General features: G+C 69.1%; 21 protein-coding genes. 11 read left to right on the top strand and 10 right to left on the bottom strand.

Annotation, left to right across the window (positions count from 1 at the left end):
- The 4 genes from ribBA to L810_RS04020 all read left to right on the top strand — a co-directional run.
- On the top strand, positions 1 to 1028 hold a 1028-nt coding region (gene ribBA, locus L810_RS04035), incomplete at its 5' end, for a bifunctional 3,4-dihydroxy-2-butanone-4-phosphate synthase/GTP cyclohydrolase II (protein WP_042973118.1).
- A gap of 53 nt (positions 1029 to 1081) precedes the next feature.
- Positions 1082 to 1606, top strand: a complete 525-nt coding sequence (gene ribH / locus L810_RS04030; RefSeq protein WP_021157084.1) for a 6,7-dimethyl-8-ribityllumazine synthase — start codon at positions 1082 to 1084, stop codon at positions 1604 to 1606.
- Positions 1603 to 2040, top strand: a complete 438-nt coding sequence (gene nusB / locus L810_RS04025; RefSeq protein WP_021157083.1) for a transcription antitermination factor NusB — start codon at positions 1603 to 1605, stop codon at positions 2038 to 2040. Before ribH ends, nusB begins: the two co-directional genes overlap by 4 nt.
- 72 nt (positions 2041 to 2112) lie before the next feature.
- The gene (locus L810_RS04020) at positions 2113 to 3309 is read left to right on the top strand and encodes a pyridoxal phosphate-dependent aminotransferase (protein ID WP_021157082.1); all 1197 of its coding nucleotides are present in this window, start codon (positions 2113 to 2115) and stop codon (positions 3307 to 3309) included.
- Between the two features lie 114 nt (positions 3310 to 3423).
- Here the strand turns inward: L810_RS04020 and L810_RS04015 are convergent, their stop codons facing one another.
- Together L810_RS04015 and L810_RS46875 are read right to left on the bottom strand one after the other, a co-directional pair.
- Positions 3424 to 4533, bottom strand: coding sequence for a lytic transglycosylase domain-containing protein (locus L810_RS04015; RefSeq protein ID WP_042973113.1), 1110 nt, complete (start codon positions 4531 to 4533; stop codon positions 3424 to 3426).
- Positions 4534 to 4963: 430 nt separating this feature from the next.
- On the bottom strand, positions 4964 to 5158 hold the full coding sequence (locus L810_RS46875) for a hypothetical protein (protein WP_124535574.1): 195 nt from the start codon (positions 5156 to 5158) through the stop codon (positions 4964 to 4966).
- Here L810_RS46875 and L810_RS04010 point away from each other — a divergent pair.
- Positions 5130 to 6686, top strand: a complete 1557-nt coding sequence (locus L810_RS04010; RefSeq protein ID WP_042973112.1) for a UbiD family decarboxylase — start codon at positions 5130 to 5132, stop codon at positions 6684 to 6686. The two genes, L810_RS46875 and L810_RS04010, sit on opposite strands and share 29 nt — an antisense overlap.
- Before the next feature lie 58 nt (positions 6687 to 6744).
- A complete protein-coding gene (locus L810_RS04005; RefSeq protein ID WP_021157079.1) occupies positions 6745 to 7413 on the top strand; it encodes a LysE family translocator in 669 nt (222 codons plus the stop codon).
- Positions 7414 to 7537: 124 nt separating this feature from the next.
- Here the strand turns inward: L810_RS04005 and L810_RS04000 are convergent, their stop codons facing one another.
- On the bottom strand, positions 7538 to 7840 hold the full coding sequence (locus L810_RS04000) for a hypothetical protein (protein WP_021157078.1): 303 nt from the start codon (positions 7838 to 7840) through the stop codon (positions 7538 to 7540).
- A gap of 516 nt (positions 7841 to 8356) precedes the next feature.
- On the opposite strand from L810_RS04000, the gene L810_RS03995 reads away from it, so the two are divergent.
- Positions 8357 to 9286: a Rossmann-like and DUF2520 domain-containing protein gene (locus L810_RS03995; RefSeq protein WP_021157077.1), complete on the top strand. Its 930-nt coding sequence runs from the start codon at positions 8357 to 8359 to the stop codon at positions 9284 to 9286.
- Positions 9287 to 9361: 75 nt separating this feature from the next.
- A complete protein-coding gene (locus L810_RS03990; RefSeq protein ID WP_006488584.1) occupies positions 9362 to 9925 on the top strand; it encodes a YggT family protein in 564 nt (187 codons plus the stop codon).
- Between the two features lie 12 nt (positions 9926 to 9937).
- On the opposite strand, the gene L810_RS03985 is transcribed toward L810_RS03990, so the two are convergent.
- From L810_RS03985 to L810_RS03965, 5 genes are all read right to left on the bottom strand, one after another.
- On the bottom strand, positions 9938 to 10288 hold the full coding sequence (locus tag L810_RS03985; RefSeq protein WP_021157076.1) for a DUF190 domain-containing protein: 351 nt from the start codon (positions 10286 to 10288) through the stop codon (positions 9938 to 9940).
- Positions 10289 to 10311: 23 nt separating this feature from the next.
- Positions 10312 to 10698, bottom strand: a complete 387-nt coding sequence (crcB, locus tag L810_RS03980; RefSeq protein ID WP_021157075.1) for a fluoride efflux transporter CrcB — start codon at positions 10696 to 10698, stop codon at positions 10312 to 10314.
- Positions 10699 to 10897: 199 nt separating this feature from the next.
- Positions 10898 to 11767: an SIR2 family NAD-dependent protein deacylase gene (locus tag L810_RS03975; RefSeq protein WP_021157074.1), complete on the bottom strand. Its 870-nt coding sequence runs from the start codon at positions 11765 to 11767 to the stop codon at positions 10898 to 10900.
- 188 nt (positions 11768 to 11955) lie between these two features.
- Positions 11956 to 12336 carry an NUDIX hydrolase gene (locus tag L810_RS03970; RefSeq protein ID WP_021157073.1) on the bottom strand — a complete coding sequence of 127 codons (381 nt, stop codon included), beginning with the start codon at positions 12334 to 12336 and terminating at the stop codon, positions 11956 to 11958.
- Positions 12333 to 12932 carry an NUDIX domain-containing protein gene (locus L810_RS03965; RefSeq protein ID WP_021157072.1) on the bottom strand — a complete coding sequence of 200 codons (600 nt, stop codon included), beginning with the start codon at positions 12930 to 12932 and terminating at the stop codon, positions 12333 to 12335. The genes L810_RS03970 and L810_RS03965 overlap by 4 nt, the downstream gene beginning before the upstream one ends.
- Before the next feature lie 81 nt (positions 12933 to 13013).
- On the opposite strand from L810_RS03965, the gene L810_RS03960 reads away from it, so the two are divergent.
- The 3 genes from L810_RS03960 to L810_RS03950 all read left to right on the top strand — a co-directional run bounded on the left by L810_RS03960 (position 13014) and on the right by L810_RS03950 (position 15070).
- Complete coding sequence (locus tag L810_RS03960) at positions 13014 to 13769, top strand: DeoR/GlpR family DNA-binding transcription regulator (RefSeq protein ID WP_021157071.1); 756 nt, start codon at positions 13014 to 13016, stop codon at positions 13767 to 13769.
- Between the two features lie 150 nt (positions 13770 to 13919).
- Positions 13920 to 14531: a chromate transporter gene (locus L810_RS03955; RefSeq protein ID WP_021157070.1), complete on the top strand. Its 612-nt coding sequence runs from the start codon at positions 13920 to 13922 to the stop codon at positions 14529 to 14531.
- The gene (locus L810_RS03950) at positions 14528 to 15070 is read left to right on the top strand and encodes a chromate transporter (protein WP_021157069.1); all 543 of its coding nucleotides are present in this window, start codon (positions 14528 to 14530) and stop codon (positions 15068 to 15070) included. Before L810_RS03955 ends, L810_RS03950 begins: the two co-directional genes overlap by 4 nt.
- Before the next feature lie 83 nt (positions 15071 to 15153).
- Here L810_RS03950 and scpB read toward each other — a convergent pair whose 3' ends face one another.
- Entirely contained in the window at positions 15154 to 15963 is an 810-nt protein-coding gene (scpB, locus tag L810_RS03945) for a methylmalonyl-CoA decarboxylase (protein ID WP_021157068.1), read from the bottom strand.
- Entirely contained in the window at positions 15960 to 17183 is a 1224-nt protein-coding gene (locus L810_RS03940) for a CaiB/BaiF CoA transferase family protein (protein WP_021157067.1), read from the bottom strand. The genes scpB and L810_RS03940 overlap by 4 nt, the downstream gene beginning before the upstream one ends.
- Positions 17184 to 17187: the final 4 nt, after the last annotated feature.

Here is a 17187-nt window from a genome sequence, read left to right as displayed (position 1 = left end):
TCGTCACACCGGAAGCGATCAACTTCATGGCCAAGTACGGCCGCGGCCTGGTTTGCCTGACGTTGACGCAGGAACGCTGCAAGCAGCTGCACCTGCCGCTGATGACCTACCGCAACGGCACGCAGTACGGCACCGCGTTCACGGTCAGCATCGAAGCGGCCGAAGGCGTGACGACCGGCATCTCGGCCGCCGACCGTGCGCACACGATCGCCACGGCGGTCGCGCACGACGTGCGCCCCGAGCACATCGTGCAGCCGGGCCACGTGTTCCCGATCATGGCGCAGCCGGGCGGCGTGCTCGTGCGCGCGGGCCATACCGAGGCCGGTTGCGACTTCACCGCGCTCGCCGGCCTCACGCCGGCCGCGGTGATCTGCGAGATCATCAAGGACGACGGCACGATGGCGCGCCTGCCCGACCTGATCGAATTCGCGCAGGAGCACAACCTGAAGATCGGCACGATCGCCGACCTGATCCAGTACCGCAGCCGCACCGAATCGATCATCGAGCGGATCGCCGAGCGTACGATGCAGACCGCGCACGGCACGTTCCGCGCGGTGCTGTACCGCGACCAGCCGAGCGGCTCGCCGCACATCGCGCTGGTGCGCGGCGCGCCCGCGCCCGACGCCGATACGCCGGTGCGCGTGCACGAGCCGCTGTCGGTGCTCGACCTGCTCGAAACGGGCGTGTCGACGCACTCGTGGACGCTCGACGCCGCGATGCGCGAGATCGCGGAGCGCGACCTCGGCGTGATCGTGCTGCTCAACTGCGGCGACACGAAGGAACACCTGATCGACGTCTTCAAGGCGTTCGACGAGGAAGAAAAGGCCGCTGTGCTGAAGCGCCGGCCGGTCGATTTCAAGACGTTCGGCATCGGCGCGCAGATCCTGCGCGATGTCGGCGTCGGCAAGATGCAGGTGCTGTCGAATCCGCGCAAGCTGGGCAGCATGTCCGGCTACGGCCTGGAAGTCACGGGCTTCATTCCGATGCCCGGCGGCGAAGCCAAGTCCTGCCCGGCGTCCAACGCGTAACCCGCCACGGCGCTTTCGCCCTATAACCGTTCATCCACACCACGGACAAGATCATGGAAATCGGACAATACCAACCGAATCTCGAAGGCGACGGCCTGCGGATCGGCATCGTGCAATCGCGCTTCAACGAGCCGGTGTGCAACGGCCTCGCCGACGCGTGCGTCGAGGAACTGGAACGCCTCGGCGTCACCGGTGAAGACGTGCTGCTCGTGTCGGTGCCCGGCGCGCTGGAAATCCCGCTCGCGCTGCAGAAGCTCGCGGAAAGCGGCCAGTTCGACGCGCTGATCGCGCTCGGCGCGGTGATTCGCGGCGAGACCTACCACTTCGAACTCGTGTCGAACGAGAGCGGCGCGGGCATCACCCGCATCGGCCTCGACTTCAACCTGCCGATCGCCAACGCGGTCCTGACGACCGAAAACGACGAGCAGGCCGTCGCGCGCATGACCGAAAAGGGTCGTGATGCCGCACGCGTCGCCGTCGAGATGGCCAACCTGACGATGGCGCTCGACCAGCTCGGCGATGACGACGAGGACGAAGAGGAAGACGAAGACGAAGACGACGAAGAGGAGCGCGCATGAAGAAGAGCGCCCGCCGACAATCGCGCGAGCTGGCGACGCAGGGGCTGTACCAGTGGCTGCTGTCGAACGCGTCCTCCGGCGAGATCGACGCGCAACTGCGCGGCGCGCTCGGTTACGACAAGGCTGACAAGGAGCTGCTCGACGCGATCCTGCACGGCGTGATCCGCGAGCACGCTACGCTCGTCGAAGCGCTGACGCCGTCGCTCGACCGACCGATCGACCAGTTGTCGCCGGTCGAACGCGCCGTGCTGCTCATCGCGACGTTCGAGCTCACGCACCACGTCGAAACGCCGTACCGCGTGATCATCAACGAAGCCGTCGAACTCGCGAAGACGTTCGGCGGCTCCGACGGCTACAAGTACGTAAACGGCGTGCTCGACAAGCTCGCCGCGAAGCTGCGCCCCGCCGAAACGCAGGCGCGCCGCAACGGCTGATACCGTTTGGTCCGGAACGGGCGCGCATGCGCCCGTTTTTTCTTTCGTCACGCCCCTTCCCCTGCCCGCCCGATGAATACCGCCACCGATTCGCTCGTCAAGCTCGCCGCACGCGTCGACGCGATCCAGCCCTTCTACGTGATGGAACTGATGAAGGAGGCACAGCGTCTCGAGTCCTCCGGGCGCGATGTTATCCACATGGGCATCGGCGAGCCGGATTTCACCGCGCCGGAGCCGGTCGTCGAAGCGGCTGCGGCCGCGCTGCGCCGCGGCGTCACGCAATATACGAGCGCGCTCGGCATTGCGCCGCTGCGCGAGGCGATCGCCGCGCACTACGCGCGTGCCTACGGCCTCACGATCAGCCCGGAGCGGATCGTCGTGACGGCCGGCGCGTCGGCTGCGCTGCTGCTCGCGTGCCTCGCGCTCGTCGGGCGTGACGACGAGGTGCTGATGCCCGACCCGTCGTATCCGTGCAACCGGCACTTCGTCGCGGCGGCCGAAGGCCGCGCGGTGCTCGTGCCGAGCGGCCCGGACGCACGCTTCCAGCTCACCGAGGACGACGTCCGCACGCGCTGGGGCGACCGCACTCGCGGTGTGCTGCTCGCATCGCCGTCGAACCCGACCGGCACGTCGCTCGAACCGGACGAGCTGAAACGGATCGTCGAAGCCGTGCGCACACGCGGCGGTTTCACGATCGTCGACGAGATCTACCAGGGACTCAGCTACGACGCGGCGCCCGTGTCGGCGCTTTCATTCGGCGACGACGTCGTCACCGTGAACAGCTTCTCCAAGTATTTCAGCATGACGGGCTGGCGGCTCGGCTGGCTGGTCGTGCCGCCCGCGCTGGTCGGCACGTTCGAGAAGCTGGCGCAGAACCTGTTCATCTGCCCGTCCGCGCTCGCGCAGCACGCGGCGCTCGCCTGCTTCGAGCCGGCGGCGCTCGACATCTACGAAGCGCGCCGGCTCGAATTCAAGCGCCGCCGTAATTTCATCGCACCGGCGCTGGAACGGCTCGGCTTCGCGGTGCCCGTGATGCCGGATGGCGCGTTTTATGTGTATGCGCACTGCGGCGGCGTCGCCCATCCGGCGGCCGGCGACAGCGCCGCGCTCACGACGGCGATGCTGCATGACGCGGGCGTCGTGCTGGTGCCCGGCATGGACTTCGGTGTCCATGCGCCGCGCGACTATATCCGCCTGTCCTATGCGACGGCCTACTCGCGGCTCGAGGAAGCGGTCGAACGGCTCGCGACGTTGTTCGGGCAGCACTGAGCCTCGGCCGGCACGCCGGCGGCTTCTCGCGCCGCAAAAAGCAAAAGGCACCCTGATCGGGTGCCTTTTTCATGTCCTGCCGGCCGGAGCCGTGCGGTGCGCTAGCGCCGGGCGTTACGCGCCGAGCTCCGAACGGTCGCCGTGCGACTTCGCGGTATCGACGCTCGCGTCGTCCTGCGGCGCGGCTTCCTTCGATGCCGTCGACTTCGCCGACGTCGTGGTTTCGAGCGTCGCATGCACGCGCTTCGCGCCGCCCGCTGCCGCCGTCACGGCAGCGGCCGTGACGATCGGCTTCGCCGGCGCCTGCGGCGCGTTGACCGGCACGCTGCGGCCGTGCGACACATCGCGCAGGCGACTGCGCTCGGCCATCACCTTCGCGCCGTATGCGGTGTCGTCCGGGTTCGTCGAGCCGTTGTACAGGCGCAGGCCGTTCGCGAGCGAACCGCCACGTGCAATGCAGTCCTTCAGCACGAGCGCACCGACCTGGAGGTTCGCGAGCGGCTGCAGTGCGGTATCGGTGCCGCCGAAATACTCGAACTTGTCGGAATGGACCTTCGACATGACCTGCATCAGGCCCTTCGCGCCGACGCCGCTTTCGGCGTACGGGTTGAAGCCCGATTCGATCGCCATCACGGACAGCAGCAGCAGCGGATCGAGGCCGACGTCACGGCCGGTCTGGAACGCAGCCTTGACGAGCTGGCCGAGCGGCTCCTGCGCGACGCGGTAACGGCGCGACAGGTAGGTCGCGACCAGCGCCTGCTCGCGATTCGACGCGAGCGCACGGTCGTCACGCGCATCGGCCGCCACGCGCTGGGTCGGGATCAGCTTCGCCAGCGCAACGGGCGACGGGCCGTTGCGGGCGGGATCGGATGCATCGCCCTGCGCGTTGGCTTCCGGTGCGACGTCGAGGCCGACCGCAAGCGCATCCGTTTCAGGGCTGTCTTCCTGCTGCGGCTGCGCGCCGGCGGGCGCGAAGTTCGGCAGCGGATGGCCGGTCAGCAGACGGGCCGGGCCGGCTTGCACGGCCGCGGATACGACCGGCATCAGCTTCGCGGCAAGCGTGCCGCGCACGGTTGGCAGCAGCCACAGTGCGAGTGCAACCGCGACCGCGAGACAGCCAACAACGCTGAATAGATGGTGACTGACACGCGTCCCGCGACGCAGCATGCTGCGCACGAATTGCGCATGCTGCTCACTAGGACGCCACGATAACCAAGCGTTCATTCAGATCATCTCCCATGAACATGACTCGTGCGGCTCGCTCAGCTCGATGGCGAGACAGGTAACGCGCCGCGGAATCACGACGCCGCACGCCTTGGTCGGGGCGTGCAGACATCGGGGAAACGGTATAAGTACCGTTCGAGGCCACGGTGTAAGAGGGCCGGCACCTTCGCACACTGGGCGAGGCGGGCATACGCGGTGGCACCCACGCAAAAAACCAGCGTCTGGTGGCGCTGGCTGAGACTACGACTAAGGCCGTCGGATACGCCGTGCAGGTATCGGCGGACGGTGACGCGCTGCGTCAAAGATCGGTGATTGGCGGCTCGAAGCCTTTTACCCTGCAGCCAATGTGAGCGGATTCTAGCAGGGTTTTATAGATCGTCAACACTATAAAACCTTGAAATTATAACAAAAAGTAATTTACGGACACTCTTCAGATCGCGAGCCCCGTGCCGTAGGGGGTTTGCGCGCGGTCGACTTTTTTCTCCGCCGGGCGGGCATGCGGCGGCGCGGGTAAAATCGTCGGTCGATTCGGGGCCGCAGCCGGCCGCTGCGCCCGCCCATCGCTGCCCGCCACGCGGGTGGCCCGGACCATCTTCATGAAATACAAAGACTTACGCGATTTCATCCAGCGCCTCGAGGCGCTCGGCGAACTGCGGCGCGTCACGCAGCCCGTGTCGCCCGTGCTGGAAATGACCGAGCTGTGCGACCGCGTGCTGCGCGCCGGCGGCCCTGCGTTGCTGTTCAACGCACCGACCGGCTACGATTTCCCGGTGCTCGGCAACCTGTTCGGCACGCCGCGCCGCGTCGCGCTCGGGATGGGCGTCGATGCGGGCGACGACGCCGCGCTCGATTCGCTGCGCGATCTCGGGCGCCTGCTGTCCGCGCTGAAGGAACCCGATCCGCCGAAGAGCCTGAAGGACGCCGGCAAGCTGCTGTCGCTCGCGAAGGCCGTGTGGGACATGGCGCCGAAGTCGGTGTCGTCGCCGCCCTGCCAGGAGATCGTCTGGGAAGGCGCCGACGTCGACCTGAACAGGCTGCCGATCCAGACCTGCTGGCCCGGCGACGCGGGGCCGCTCGTCACGTGGGGCCTGACGGTCACGCGCGGGCCGAACAAGTCGCGGCAGAACCTCGGGATCTACCGGCAGCAGCTGATCGGCCGCAACAAGCTGATCATGCGCTGGCTCGCGCATCGCGGCGGCGCGCTCGACTTCCGCGAATTCGCGCTGCGCAACCCCGGCAAGCCGTATCCGGTCGCGGTCGTGCTCGGCGCCGATCCGGCCACGACGCTCGGCGCGGTGACGCCCGTGCCCGATTCGCTGTCCGAGTACCAGTTCGCCGGCTTGCTGCGCGGCAGCCGCACGGAGCTCGCGAAGTGCCTGACGCCCGGCGTCGACACGCTGCAGGTGCCCGCGCGCGCGGAGATCGTGCTCGAAGGCTTCATTTATCCGCAGGAAGGCACCCCCGCCCCCGCTCCGGCCGGCGCACCGCCGCGCCCGGCCGGCAACGCGTCGGCCGCGTACGAACACGCGCTCGAGGGCCCCTATGGCGATCACACCGGCTATTACAACGAGCAGGAGTGGTTCCCCGTGTTCACCGTCGAGCGCATCACGATGCGCCGCGACGCGATCTACCACTCGACCTACACGGGCAAGCCGCCTGACGAGCCCGCGGTGCTCGGCGTCGCGCTCAACGAGGTGTTCGTGCCGCTGCTGCAGAAGCAGTTCACGGAGATCACCGACTTCTACCTGCCGCCCGAAGGCTGCAGCTACCGGATGGCCATCGTCCAGATGAAGAAGAGCTACGCGGGCCATGCGAAGCGCGTGATGTTCGGCGTGTGGAGCTTCCTGCGGCAGTTCATGTATACGAAGTTCATCGTGGTCGTCGACGAGGACGTGAACATCCGCGACTGGAAGGAGGTGATCTGGGCGATCACGACGCGTGTCGACCCCGTGCGCGACACCGTGATGGTCGACAGCACGCCGATCGACTATCTCGACTTCGCATCGCCGGTGGCCGGCCTCGGTTCGAAGATGGGGCTCGACGCGACCAACAAGTGGCCGGGCGAGACCAGCCGCGAATGGGGGCGCCCGATCGAGATGGATGCCGCCGTGAAGGCGCGCGTCGACCGGCTCTGGCAGGAGATCGGACTCTGACGCCGCGCGGCCGGCGCCCGCCGGCCCGGGGATTGCCATTGCAACAAGAACAACGAAGATGACCTTTCCGCCCGCCTCCATGCTGTCCGACGGCTTCTTTCTGTCGCTGTCGCTCTGTCTCGACATCGGCCTCGTGAACGTCGCGATGCTGTCGCTGACGCTGTCGCACGGCTTCCGGCCGGGCTTCTGGCTCGGCATCGGATCGTGCGTCGGCGATCTCGTCTATGCGGCGCTCGCGCTCGCCGGGATGGCCGTGCTGCTGCAGTTCGAGCCGGTGCGCTGGATCGTGTGGATCGGCGGCGGCGCGGTGCTGCTGTTCCTCACGTGGAAGATGGCGCGGGAAGCGCTGGCGCCAGCCAAGGCGGCGGGCGACGATGGCGAGGATGCGCCGCAGCCGCGTGCGAGCGCGCGGCGCAGCTTCCTGCGCGGCATGCTGCTCGCGATGTCGTCGCCGAGCGCGATCCTGTGGTTCGCGGCGGTCGGCGGCGCGCTGATCGCGAAAGCCGGCGCGACCACGCCGGCCACCGCGTCGGTGTTCCTGTCGGGCTTTTTCCTCGGCGGCCTCGCATGGACGCTCTTCATGTGCACGCTCGCGAGCCAGGGCCGCAAGCGCGCGGGCGCGGGGCTGATGCGCGCGTGTCACGTCGCGTCGGCGCTGCTGTTCGCGTATTTCTCGTATAGCGTGATCGTCGGCGGCTACCGCGACCTGATCGTGCACGCGGTCTAATCGCAGCCGGCCTGCACGGGCCGCTCACCGAGGCCGGGCGGCAGCCCGAAAAGAAAAACGGCGCAGCGCCCCGCTCGGGACGCTGCGCCGTTTTGCCGCACGCGGTCAGGCCGCGCGGGACGAATCAGCGACGCCAGCCGTGATGGCCCCAGCCGCCGTAACCATGGCGCCAGTACGGGCGACCGTAGTAGCCGCCATAGCCGCCGACGACCACGGCGGGCGGCGGCGCGTAGTAGGCAGGCGCCGGCGCGTAATAGACGGGCGGAGGCGGCGGCGCGTAGTACACGGGCGGCGGCGGTGCATAGACGGGATACGCGGGTGCGACCGGGATACCGATGCCGACCCCGATCGACACGTGAGCCTGCGCAGCGCTTGCGGCACCCAGGCCCAGCGCGGCGGCGGCGATGAACGGAATGAGCTTTTTCACTTCGATTCTCCTGCTGGAGCGGTATTTTATGCGCTCCTGTCGGCAACGGCGGGCATGCACGTCGCATGGAAGCAATGTAGCGAAAACGCGCTCCTCACGTATCGGGCATTTGTTGCAAATTGCAATCGCACGCGGCCGGAACCGCCGTGCGGCGCGGCTCGCAGCACCTTCGGCGGGCCTTGCGGGCCGCGCGGTTCCGTCCGACGAGTCGGGTCGCGACACCATGGCCGGTCAGTCTTACCGGATACGGCGCGTGCGGCGGGCACGCGATCGTAATGAACGATTACAAATTCGAGACAAGATGCCGACGTTTCAAGCCGGACACCGGTTCGGTATATTTCGGGGTCGGATTCCAGGATCGTGAATCGACCGTGGTGCCCGGGCGTCGATAGATACGTCGTTCGCGCCGCGTAACTGTCAGCCACGCACGTGTCCGCACGGAAGCTGCCCTTTCGCGGCCCCGCCGTCATTCCTGCGATACTGGCGGTTGCTTCGTTTTCGCTTACGTTCGCTGCCATGTCCGTCCCCGACACACCCCGCCTCGGCTTCATCGGCGCCGGCCGTCTCGCACGCTGTGTCGCGCAGCGTTTCGCGCAGGCCGGCTTTCCGGTCGTCGCGATCGCGAGCCGCACGCCCGCATCGGCCGCGGCCCTCGCCGCGCGCATCGACGGCTGCCAGGCGGTCGACAGACCGCAGCAGGTCGCCGACGCCGCCGACCTGATCTTCCTGACGGTGCCCGACGACCATCTCGCGTCCGCCGCCGCGGCGCTGCGCTTCGACGCATCGCGCGCCGCGCGGCAGGCCGTCGTTCACTGCAGCGGCGCGTCGGCCGTCGCACTGCTCGATCCGGTGAAGCAGCAAGGCACGGCCACGGGCGGCTTCCATCCGCTCTACCTGTTCGGCGGCACCGACGCCGATCTCGCCCGCATCGACGGCTGCTCGGTCACGATCGAAGCCGACGGCGCATTGCATGCGACGCTGATGCGACTTGCCGCCGCACTCGGCTGCCATCCGCTGTCGATTCCGGCCGGCGGCCGGATGCTTTATCACTCGGCCGCGCACTACGCGGCGAGCTTCGCGCTGTGCGGGCTGGCGGAAGCGGTCGAGCTGTGGCGCGGCCTCGGTTTCGACGAGGAAGCCGCGTTGCGCGCGCTGCTGCCGATGCTCGCCGGCACGATCGAGACCGCACGCGACAAGGGGCTCGCGAACGCGCTCTCGGGCCCCGTGTCGCGCGGCGATACGGGCATCGTCGAACGCCAGTTGGCACTGCTTGAAACGCTGGGCGGCGATCACGCGACGCTGTACGCGTTGCTGACGCGCCGCGCGGTCGCGCTCGCGGCGCAGCGCGCGACGCCGCCGGCGTCGCTGCCGGCGCTCGCCGAAGCCGTCGAAACGTCACTCGCGCGCACGGCCGCGCACCCCTCCCCGTCGCGAGACGAGGCGTGATAAGGTGTCGGCCGATGCGCCGCCATCCGGCGTTGGCGGCCGCACGCTACTGACCGTATAAAAAGGATGCCAACGATGTTCGGCGAGATCGCCCGTTTTCTGCTCAATACCGTCTTCACGCTGTTCGGCGCCGCGCTGATCCTGCGCGTCTGGATGCAGGCCGTCCGCGTGCCGCCGTACAACCCCGTCACGCAGGCCGTGCTGCAGGCGACCAACTGGCTCGTGCTGCCGCTGCGCCGCGTCATCGCGGGCGTACGTGGCATCGACTGGGCCAGCGTCGTCGCCGCCCTCCTCACCGCGCTCGTCTATGTCGTGCTGATGGTCGTGATGGCCGGCTTCGACCCGGCCGCGGTTATCGCGACGCTCGTCGTGGTCGCGCTGCTCACCGTCGTGAAGTGGGCGCTCAATCTCGTGATCTGGATGACGATCCTGATGGCGCTGCTGTCGTGGCTCAACCCGCGCTCGCCGGCCATGCCGATCCTCTACCAGCTCACCGCGCCGTTCCTGAACCCGCTGCGCCGCGTGATCCCGAATCTCGGCGGCATCGACCTGTCGCCGATCCTGCTGTTCGTGATCGTGCAGGTGCTGCTGATGATCGTCACGCGCGCCGCCGTGTCGCTGACGATGTTCGGCATCTGACGCCGTCGCCCCCTACACCGCCGGCCTCTGCGCCGGCGGTGCGCCGAGCGTGTCGATCACGCCGAATTGCGCCGGCATCATCGCGTAGCACACGCGCACCTTTTCCTGCGACAGCCTCGCGAGCAAGCGCTGCGCCTCGTCCTCGGTGACGATGAATTCGACCTCGATCGCGACCGACCCCTGCAGCTCGAAGAAGCGGTCCTCGTGCAGCACGCGATGCTGGCCGAAGCCGGCCATCGCGCGAAACGCAGAACCGCCCGCGACGCCCATCCGGTTCGCCTCCTCCAGCAGCCATTCCCACAGCGGCTTCCAGTGCAGCCGGTGCTGCTCGTGCACGTAGAAGCGCAAGAAGATCCTGTCCATCGCTCCCTCCGATGGCGGCACGCTCAGGCCGCCGCGAGCCATGCGCGCGCGGTCCACATGCCGAGCGCCGTCAGCGCGAACGATCCAGTCAAGTGTAGGGCAGCCACCGCAAACGCCCATCCCAATTCGCCCTGCAACGCATGCGTCATCACTTCGACCGAATAGGTCGAGAACGTCGTGAGGCCGCCGAGAAAGCCCGTGATCACGAACAGCCGCCACTCGGGCGGCAACCCGACGCGGGTCGTGAACACGACGGCAGCGATGCCGATCACGTAGCCGCCGATCAGGTTCGCGGCGAGCGTGCCGAGCGGCACGGCGGGAAAGAATTCGTTGAGCGCGAGGCTCAGGAACCAGCGCAGCAATGCGCCGAGCCCGGCGCCGACGAAGATCGCGACGATCGAATAGAACAAGGGCGCTCCCGTTCGATGAAGCGGCTGGATTCAGCCGCCGGCCCCGGTCGCCCGGGGTGATGTCCGGGCCGCACGCATGCGGCGCGCGTGCGGGCGGCACTGGCTGAACTGTATGCGGATTCGCGTCGCGCCTGCAACGGCCGCCACCGGCGGGATGCCCGCCCGTTCGCGTGGCGGGTACCCGAACGTTCACACACGGTCACGCGCGTTGCCAGGCTGCGTCGAGCGCGCCCAGCGTCGCCAGCGCGCCGCCCTTCAGGCCGATCACGTCCGCACGGCGCGCATGCGCTTCACGCGCGTTGATGCGGATCACGTCGGCGCCGAGCCGTTCGCTCAGCAGGCGCACGGTCGGGATCGCGGTGCCCGCGCCGATCTCGACCACCGCGACACGCCCGGCCCGCGCGATCCAGTCTTCCAGCGCGCGTTCCTGCGCGTCGTAGCGCGCACCGAGCCAGCCGGTGTCGCCGAACATCAGGATGTTCGGCCGTGCGAGGCCGCCGCAGCGCGGGCAACGCGGCATTTCGCCGACGAGGCGGCAGATGGTTTCATCGACGTCCGGCACGAACGGCGCCGCATCCCACGTGTCGTCCGAGCAGGGGCGCAGGCACTGCATCGCGTGGATCGAACCGTGGATCTCGACGATCCGCGCCGGATCGAAGCCGGCTTTCTGGAACTGGCCGTCGACGTTGCTCGTCAGGACGAAGCCGCCGTTCGGCATCGCGTCGATCCAGCGGCGCAGGATCGCGAAGCCCGCGTGCGGCACCGTCGCACGGTAGAGCGCGAGGCGGTGCCCGTAGAAGCCCCATGCGAGCGGCGCACGCGCGCGGAACGCGTGCGGCGATGCGATCTCGTGGAATTCGAAGCGCTCGTGGCGCAGCGCCGGATACGCGCGCCAGAACCCGTCCGTGCCGCGGAAATCGGGCAGCCCGGAATCGACGCCGATACCGGCGCCAGCCGTCACGAGCAATGCATCGGCGCGTGCGAGCGCGGCAACGGCGGAAGCGACGAGATCGGCGGGCAGTTGCGCGGCGGTGGCGGCAGTGAAATCAGCGGAATCGGAGAGCGGCATGACGGGGCGTCGGTGGCGTCGGACGGTGCGCGGGTGGCGTCGCGATCATACGCCGGTTCGCGCGCGGCGCGGCATGCATGAGGTGCACGATGCAACGGCATGACGCGACGCCCGCCCGGCCGCGGGCGGTGCGGGCGAGCGACGCGCGGAGCCGCCTGCACCGCCTTGGCCGGGCGCCTCCCGCCTGTTCAGCGATCCGAATCGTCCTGCACGACCGGAATGTCGTCGACCGAGAAATAGACGGCCTTGCCGAGCTGCCGCGCGAGGGCGACATCCGCGTCGGCTCCGCGCGACGCGCCGTCGATCCGCCATACCGCATCGCAGCGGCGCAGCAGCCGGTGCGCGGCCGGATACAGGAACGCCTCGCTGACTGCATCGCCGACCTGTCGCGACCCGGCCGCGACGGCGAGCGGCAGCGACACCCACTCGCCGATCATCGGCACATGCCCGCGGCGATACACGGCGAGCGCGGCCTCCTCCAGCCGGTGCAGGTTCGCGGCGATGCGCGCGGGGTCGCCGTCCGTGCCGCTGCGGTAAGGGCCGGCGACCAGCACGAGCAGCGGCGTCATGCCGTGCGCGCGCCGGCGGTTTCCCGCAGCGCGACGTACTGGAGCAGCATGATCGTCTTCGCGTCGACGATCTCGCCGCGCTCGACCGCATCCAGCGCCGCCTGCAGCGGCATCTCGACGACCTCGAGATCCTCGCCCTCCTCCGCGACGCCGCCGCCGTCGCCGGTGCGCAGCGACGCATCGTATTCACCGACGAAGAAATGCAGCTTCTCCGTCACCGAGCCCGGGCTCATGAACGCCTCGAACACCTTGCGCACGCCGCGCACGCGGTAACCGGTCTCCTCCTCGGCCTCCGCGCGGATGCGCGCCTCGGGCGTCGCGTCGTCGAGCAGGCCGGCGGCGGCCTCGAGCAGCATGCCGTCGTGTCCGCCGACGAACGCAGGCATCCGGAACTGCCGCGTCAGCAGCACGTCGCCGGTATCGGCATTGCGCAGCAGGATGGTCGCGCCATTGCCGCGATCGTAGGTCTCGCGGCTCAGGCGCTGCCACGTTCCGTCGCGGCGCAGGAAATCGAACGTCACCTTCTTCAGCACATACCAGTCATCGGACAGCACCGTCGTATCGACGATGCGGACACGGTCCCGCGTTGCGGCCATCCCAGCCTCCGGTTCGACAAAAGACGGTACCCATGGTAACGTGCAGATTCGTGCAATTTCAAGAAAATTCGTGCAAACCCGATGCTGACGACACAACGCAAGAAAGCGATCCTCGACGCACTCGCGCGCGACGGCCAGGTGCTGGCGGTCGAGCTGAGCGCGCAATTCGGCGTATCCGAAGACACCGTCCGCCGCGACCTGCGCGAGCTGGCCGCCGAGGGCCTGCTGCAGCGCGTGCATGGCGGTGCGCTGCCGGCGTCGCCGGCCGTTGCGCCGTTCGCGCAGCGCGAAACGCTCGAGACGGCGGAAAAGCGGCGCATCGCGCGCCGCGCCGCGGAGATGATCGCGCCCGGGCAGGTGGCGATCGTCGATGGCGGCACCACCTCGGCGCTGCTCGTCAGCCAGTTGCCGGCCGACCTGCGCGCGACGATCGTCACGCACAGCCCGAGTGTCGCGGTGGCGCTCGCCGCGCATCCGTCGATCGACGTGATCCTGATCGGCGGGCGGCTCTACAAGCATTCGATCGTCGCCGTCGGCGCGGCGGCCATGGAAGGCATTGCGCGCATCCACGCGGATCTTTACTTCATGGGCGTGACGGGCGTGCACCCGGTTGCGGGGCTCAGCACCGGCGATTTCGAGGAAGCGGCGATCAAGCGCGCACTGGCCGAACGCGCGGCCGAGACCGTCGTGCTCGCGTCGCAGTCGAAGCTGCGCGCGGCGTCGCAGTTCGTGATCGGCGAGCTGACGCTGGCGCACACCGTGGTGGTCGAAAAGGAAACCGACGCCGCGTTGACGAAGCCGATCGAAGCGGCGGGCGTGACGGTCGTGCGTGCGTAGCGTCGGTCGTGGCCGTGGCGGATGGGCTGGATATGTCCGTCGTATCACCTGCGTGCTTTCATCACGCCAACACCTCGCCGATGTCAGCGTGCTGACAGCGTCCGCTTGCTAACATGGGCGCCCACCCCATCGCCACGCACTGCACGCCCGATGCCCCCGCCCTCCGCCACCTCCCCGTCGGCGCCGCCCGCAGGCGACGCGCCGACGCCCGGCGTCCTCGCACTGTTCATTGCGTTCTCGCAGATCGGCCTGACCAGCTTCGGCGGCGGGCTCAGCGGCCGGATGATGCGCGACTTCGTGTACGAGCGCCGCTGGCTCGACGAGGAGGCGTTCCTCAACGGCCTCGCGCTGTCGCAGGCGCTGCCGGGCGTCAACGTGAAGAACCTCGCGATCTGGATCGGCTACCGGCTCGCCGGATGGCGCGGCGCCGTGGCCGGCTTCACCGGCATCATCGCGCCGCCGGCCGTGCTGATCGTGTTGTTCGGCATCGCGTTCTCGACCCTCACGCGCTTTCCGCTCACGCACGTCGCACTCGCCGGCGCGGCGGCCGCCGCGATCGGGCTGTCGATCTCGATGGCGATCACCGCCGTGCGTCGGTTGCCGCGCCGCGCGCTGCCGTTCGCGGTGACGGCGCTCACCTTCGTGTCGGTTGCGGTGCTGCACTGGCCGCTGGTGTGGACCGTGCTGGTCGGCGGCACGCTGAGCGTCGCGCTCGAATACCGCCGCGCAGCCGCCACACCGGCCGGGCGCGACACACGATGACCGCATCGCAACGCTACGCCGCGCTGTTCGGCGTGTTCGCGCCGCTGTCGATCGCGACGATCGGCGGCGGGCAGGCGATCATCGCCGACATCCAGCGGCAGGTGGTCGACGTGCATCACTGGATGACCGCCACGCAATTCGTGAACGATTTCGCGATCGCGCGAATGGCGCCGGGCCCCGGCTCGCTGCTGGCGACGCTGATCGGCTGGCAGGTGGCCGGTTTCTGGGGCGCGGCGATCGCGACGCTCGCGCTGTTCGGCCCGACGGCGTTCCTGATCTACGGCGTCGCGCATCTGTGGCGGCGGCACCAGGGCGCGCGCTGGCAGATCGCGCTCGAGGGCGGCCTGCGCCCGGTCGCGGCCGGCATGATCCTCGCGTCGGTGTGGGTGCTGCTGCAGGCGCTCGACGGCGGCTGGGCCGCGCGCGCGATCGCGGTCGCGTCGACGCTGTGCGTGATGTATACGCGCGTCCATGCGCTGTTGTTGATCGCCATCGGCGCGCTGCTGCTCGTCGGCGTGCACGCGATCGGCGGCGCGTAACGCACGCCGCCTCGCGCCGCGGAACCGCTCGCGCACGTGAACGCAGCGGGCCTGTTCACGCCGATAGCGGGCTTGCGCCGGCCCTACGCGCCGCGAAACACCGGCGCGCGCCGCTCCGCAAACGCGCGCAGCCCTTCGTCGAAGTCCTCCCCTTCGCACGCGTGCCGGCGCAACTCGGCGATCCGTTCGAACGCGTCGGCCGGCAACGGCCGCGCATCCTGCAGCACGCGCAACTGCTCCTTCACCGCGTGCACCGCGAGCGGCGCCTTCGCGGCGATCGTGCGCGCGACATCGAGCGCCGCCTCGTCGACACCGCCTGCTTCCGCCAGCCGGTTCACGAGCCCGTGATGCGCGGCGCGTTCCGCATCGAGCGGCTGCGCGCAGAAGAACATCTCCTTCAGCACGTGGATCGGCAGGTTGTCGTGGAAGCGCAGCAGGCCGCTCGTCGAATACGGCAGGCCGATGTTCGCGGGCGTCATCGCAAAACGCGCATCGCGCGCCGCGACCACCAGGTCGCAGCTCATCACGAGATCGACCGCCCCGCCCCACGCCGACCCCGACACCGCCGCGATCACCGCGCCCGGATAAGTCCGCACGCGCCGCAGCGCCCGTTCGAGCGGCTTGCCGTACGCGAGCGGATCGCGATCGTCGGCCAGCTCGCGCAGATCGTGCCCCGCGCTCCACACGTCGCCGCTGCCGTCGTTCGACAGGATCACGACGGGCGGAGGACGGTGTTCGGCCAGCGCATCGAGGCGCGCGACGAGCGCATCGAGCAACGGCGCGTCGAGCGCATGCCGTCGCGCCGGATTCGCGAACCGCACGCGCGCGATCCGTTCGCCGACCATGTCGACCGTCACGCGCGACGCGCCATCGTGTTTCGTCGTGTCGCTCATTGCACGGCCTCCGCCACCGCTTCCGCCTGGAAGATCGCGCGCCCGGCCAGCAGCGTGTCGATCGCGTCGTCGTCGTAGCCCGCTTCGCGCAGCACGTCGACCGTATGCTCGCCGAGCAGCGGCGGCGCATGGCGCGTGCGCGGCGCCGGCACCGCGTCCCCCATCCCGCCGAGCGGCGTGACGACCTGGCGCAGCGTGCCGAGCGTCGGATGCGCGACCGGTTCGACCAGCCCGCAATGCGCGAGCTGCGGATCGTCGAACACTTCGTCGAGCGTGTTGATCGGCCCCGCCGGCAGCCCGGCGTCGACGAATCGTTGCGTCCATTCGCGCTTGCCGCGCGTGCGCAACCGGCCTTCGAGCAGCGCTTTCAGTTCGTCACGGTGCGCGACACGCGCATCGTTGGTCGCGAAGCGCGGATCGTCCGGCAGTTCGGGCAGATCCAGCAACTGGCACAGCCGCAGCCACATGTCGGTCGTGATCGGCGCAAGGTTGAGCGGCCCGTCGGCCGTCTCGAACACGCCGTACGGCGCGATCACCGCATGCGCATTGCCGGTGCGGCGCGGCACGTCACCGAGGCTCAGGTAGCGTTGCCCGTGCACGCTCAGCAGCGACACGAGGCTTTCGAGCAGCGACGTGCCGACATGCTGCCCGCGCCCCGTGCGCTCGCGCTCGAACAGCGCCGCCACCACACCGGTCGCGACCCACATCCCCGAGCTGAGATCGCCGATCGCGGTGCCCGTGCGGGTCGGCTCGCCGTCGGGAAAACCGGTGAGGCTCATCAGCCCCGCGTAGCCCTGCGCGACCTGGTCGAAGCCCGGCCAGTCGCGCAACGGGCCGCGCGGGCCGAACGCGGTGACGCTGCCCATCACGAGCCGCGGATCGCGCGCGCTCAGCGCGGCGTAACCGAGCCCCATCGCGTCCATCGTGCCGGCCTTGAAATTCTCGATCACGACGTCGGCCTGCGCGATCAGCCCGCGCACGACGTCGAGGCCGGCCGGCTGCCGGAAATCCACGCAGATGCCGCGCTTGTTGCGGTTGCAGGACAGGTAGTACGTGCTCACGCCGCGATCGAACGGCCCCCACGCGCGGCTCATGTCGCCGTGCGGCCCCGACTCGACCTTGATCACGTCGGCGCCGAGATCGGCGAGCACCATCGAGCAGAACGGCCCCGACAGCGCGCGGCTCAGATCGACGACCCTGATTCCTTGTAATGCCTGCATTCCG

Source organism: Burkholderia sp. AU4i, from assembly GCF_000466765.1.
Classification (GTDB): domain Bacteria; phylum Pseudomonadota; class Gammaproteobacteria; order Burkholderiales; family Burkholderiaceae; genus Burkholderia; species Burkholderia cepacia.
The sequence above is the reverse complement of the archived record's forward strand: the minus strand, read 5'-3'. Positions and strand labels throughout refer to the sequence as shown.

What these genes read in the sequence shown, in the direction of transcription:
- ribH (WP_021157084.1), top strand. Translation starts at nt 1,082, where the DNA reads ATGGAAATCGGACAATACCAACCGAATCTCGAAGGCGACGGCCTGCGG.
- nusB (WP_021157083.1), top strand. Translation starts at nt 1,603, where the DNA reads ATGAAGAAGAGCGCCCGCCGACAATCGCGCGAGCTGGCGACGCAGGGG.
- L810_RS04020 (WP_021157082.1), top strand. Translation starts at nt 2,113, where the DNA reads ATGAATACCGCCACCGATTCGCTCGTCAAGCTCGCCGCACGCGTCGAC.
- L810_RS04015 (WP_042973113.1), bottom strand. Translation starts at nt 4,533, where the DNA reads ATGAACGCTTGGTTATCGTGGCGTCCTAGTGAGCAGCATGCGCAATTC.
- L810_RS04010 (WP_042973112.1), top strand. Translation starts at nt 5,130, where the DNA reads ATGAAATACAAAGACTTACGCGATTTCATCCAGCGCCTCGAGGCGCTC.
- L810_RS46875 (WP_124535574.1), bottom strand. Translation starts at nt 5,158, where the DNA reads ATGAAATCGCGTAAGTCTTTGTATTTCATGAAGATGGTCCGGGCCACC.
- L810_RS04005 (WP_021157079.1), top strand. Translation starts at nt 6,745, where the DNA reads ATGACCTTTCCGCCCGCCTCCATGCTGTCCGACGGCTTCTTTCTGTCG.
- L810_RS03995 (WP_021157077.1), top strand. Translation starts at nt 8,357, where the DNA reads ATGTCCGTCCCCGACACACCCCGCCTCGGCTTCATCGGCGCCGGCCGT.
- L810_RS03990 (WP_006488584.1), top strand. Translation starts at nt 9,362, where the DNA reads ATGTTCGGCGAGATCGCCCGTTTTCTGCTCAATACCGTCTTCACGCTG.
- L810_RS03985 (WP_021157076.1), bottom strand. Translation starts at nt 10,288, where the DNA reads ATGGACAGGATCTTCTTGCGCTTCTACGTGCACGAGCAGCACCGGCTG.
- L810_RS03975 (WP_021157074.1), bottom strand. Translation starts at nt 11,767, where the DNA reads ATGCCGCTCTCCGATTCCGCTGATTTCACTGCCGCCACCGCCGCGCAA.
- L810_RS03970 (WP_021157073.1), bottom strand. Translation starts at nt 12,336, where the DNA reads ATGACGCCGCTGCTCGTGCTGGTCGCCGGCCCTTACCGCAGCGGCACG.
- L810_RS03965 (WP_021157072.1), bottom strand. Translation starts at nt 12,932, where the DNA reads ATGGCCGCAACGCGGGACCGTGTCCGCATCGTCGATACGACGGTGCTG.
- L810_RS03960 (WP_021157071.1), top strand. Translation starts at nt 13,014, where the DNA reads ATGCTGACGACACAACGCAAGAAAGCGATCCTCGACGCACTCGCGCGC.
- L810_RS03955 (WP_021157070.1), top strand. Translation starts at nt 13,920, where the DNA reads ATGCCCCCGCCCTCCGCCACCTCCCCGTCGGCGCCGCCCGCAGGCGAC.
- L810_RS03950 (WP_021157069.1), top strand. Translation starts at nt 14,528, where the DNA reads ATGACCGCATCGCAACGCTACGCCGCGCTGTTCGGCGTGTTCGCGCCG.
- scpB (WP_021157068.1), bottom strand. Translation starts at nt 15,963, where the DNA reads ATGAGCGACACGACGAAACACGATGGCGCGTCGCGCGTGACGGTCGAC.
- L810_RS03940 (WP_021157067.1), bottom strand. Translation starts at nt 17,183, where the DNA reads ATGCAGGCATTACAAGGAATCAGGGTCGTCGATCTGAGCCGCGCGCTG.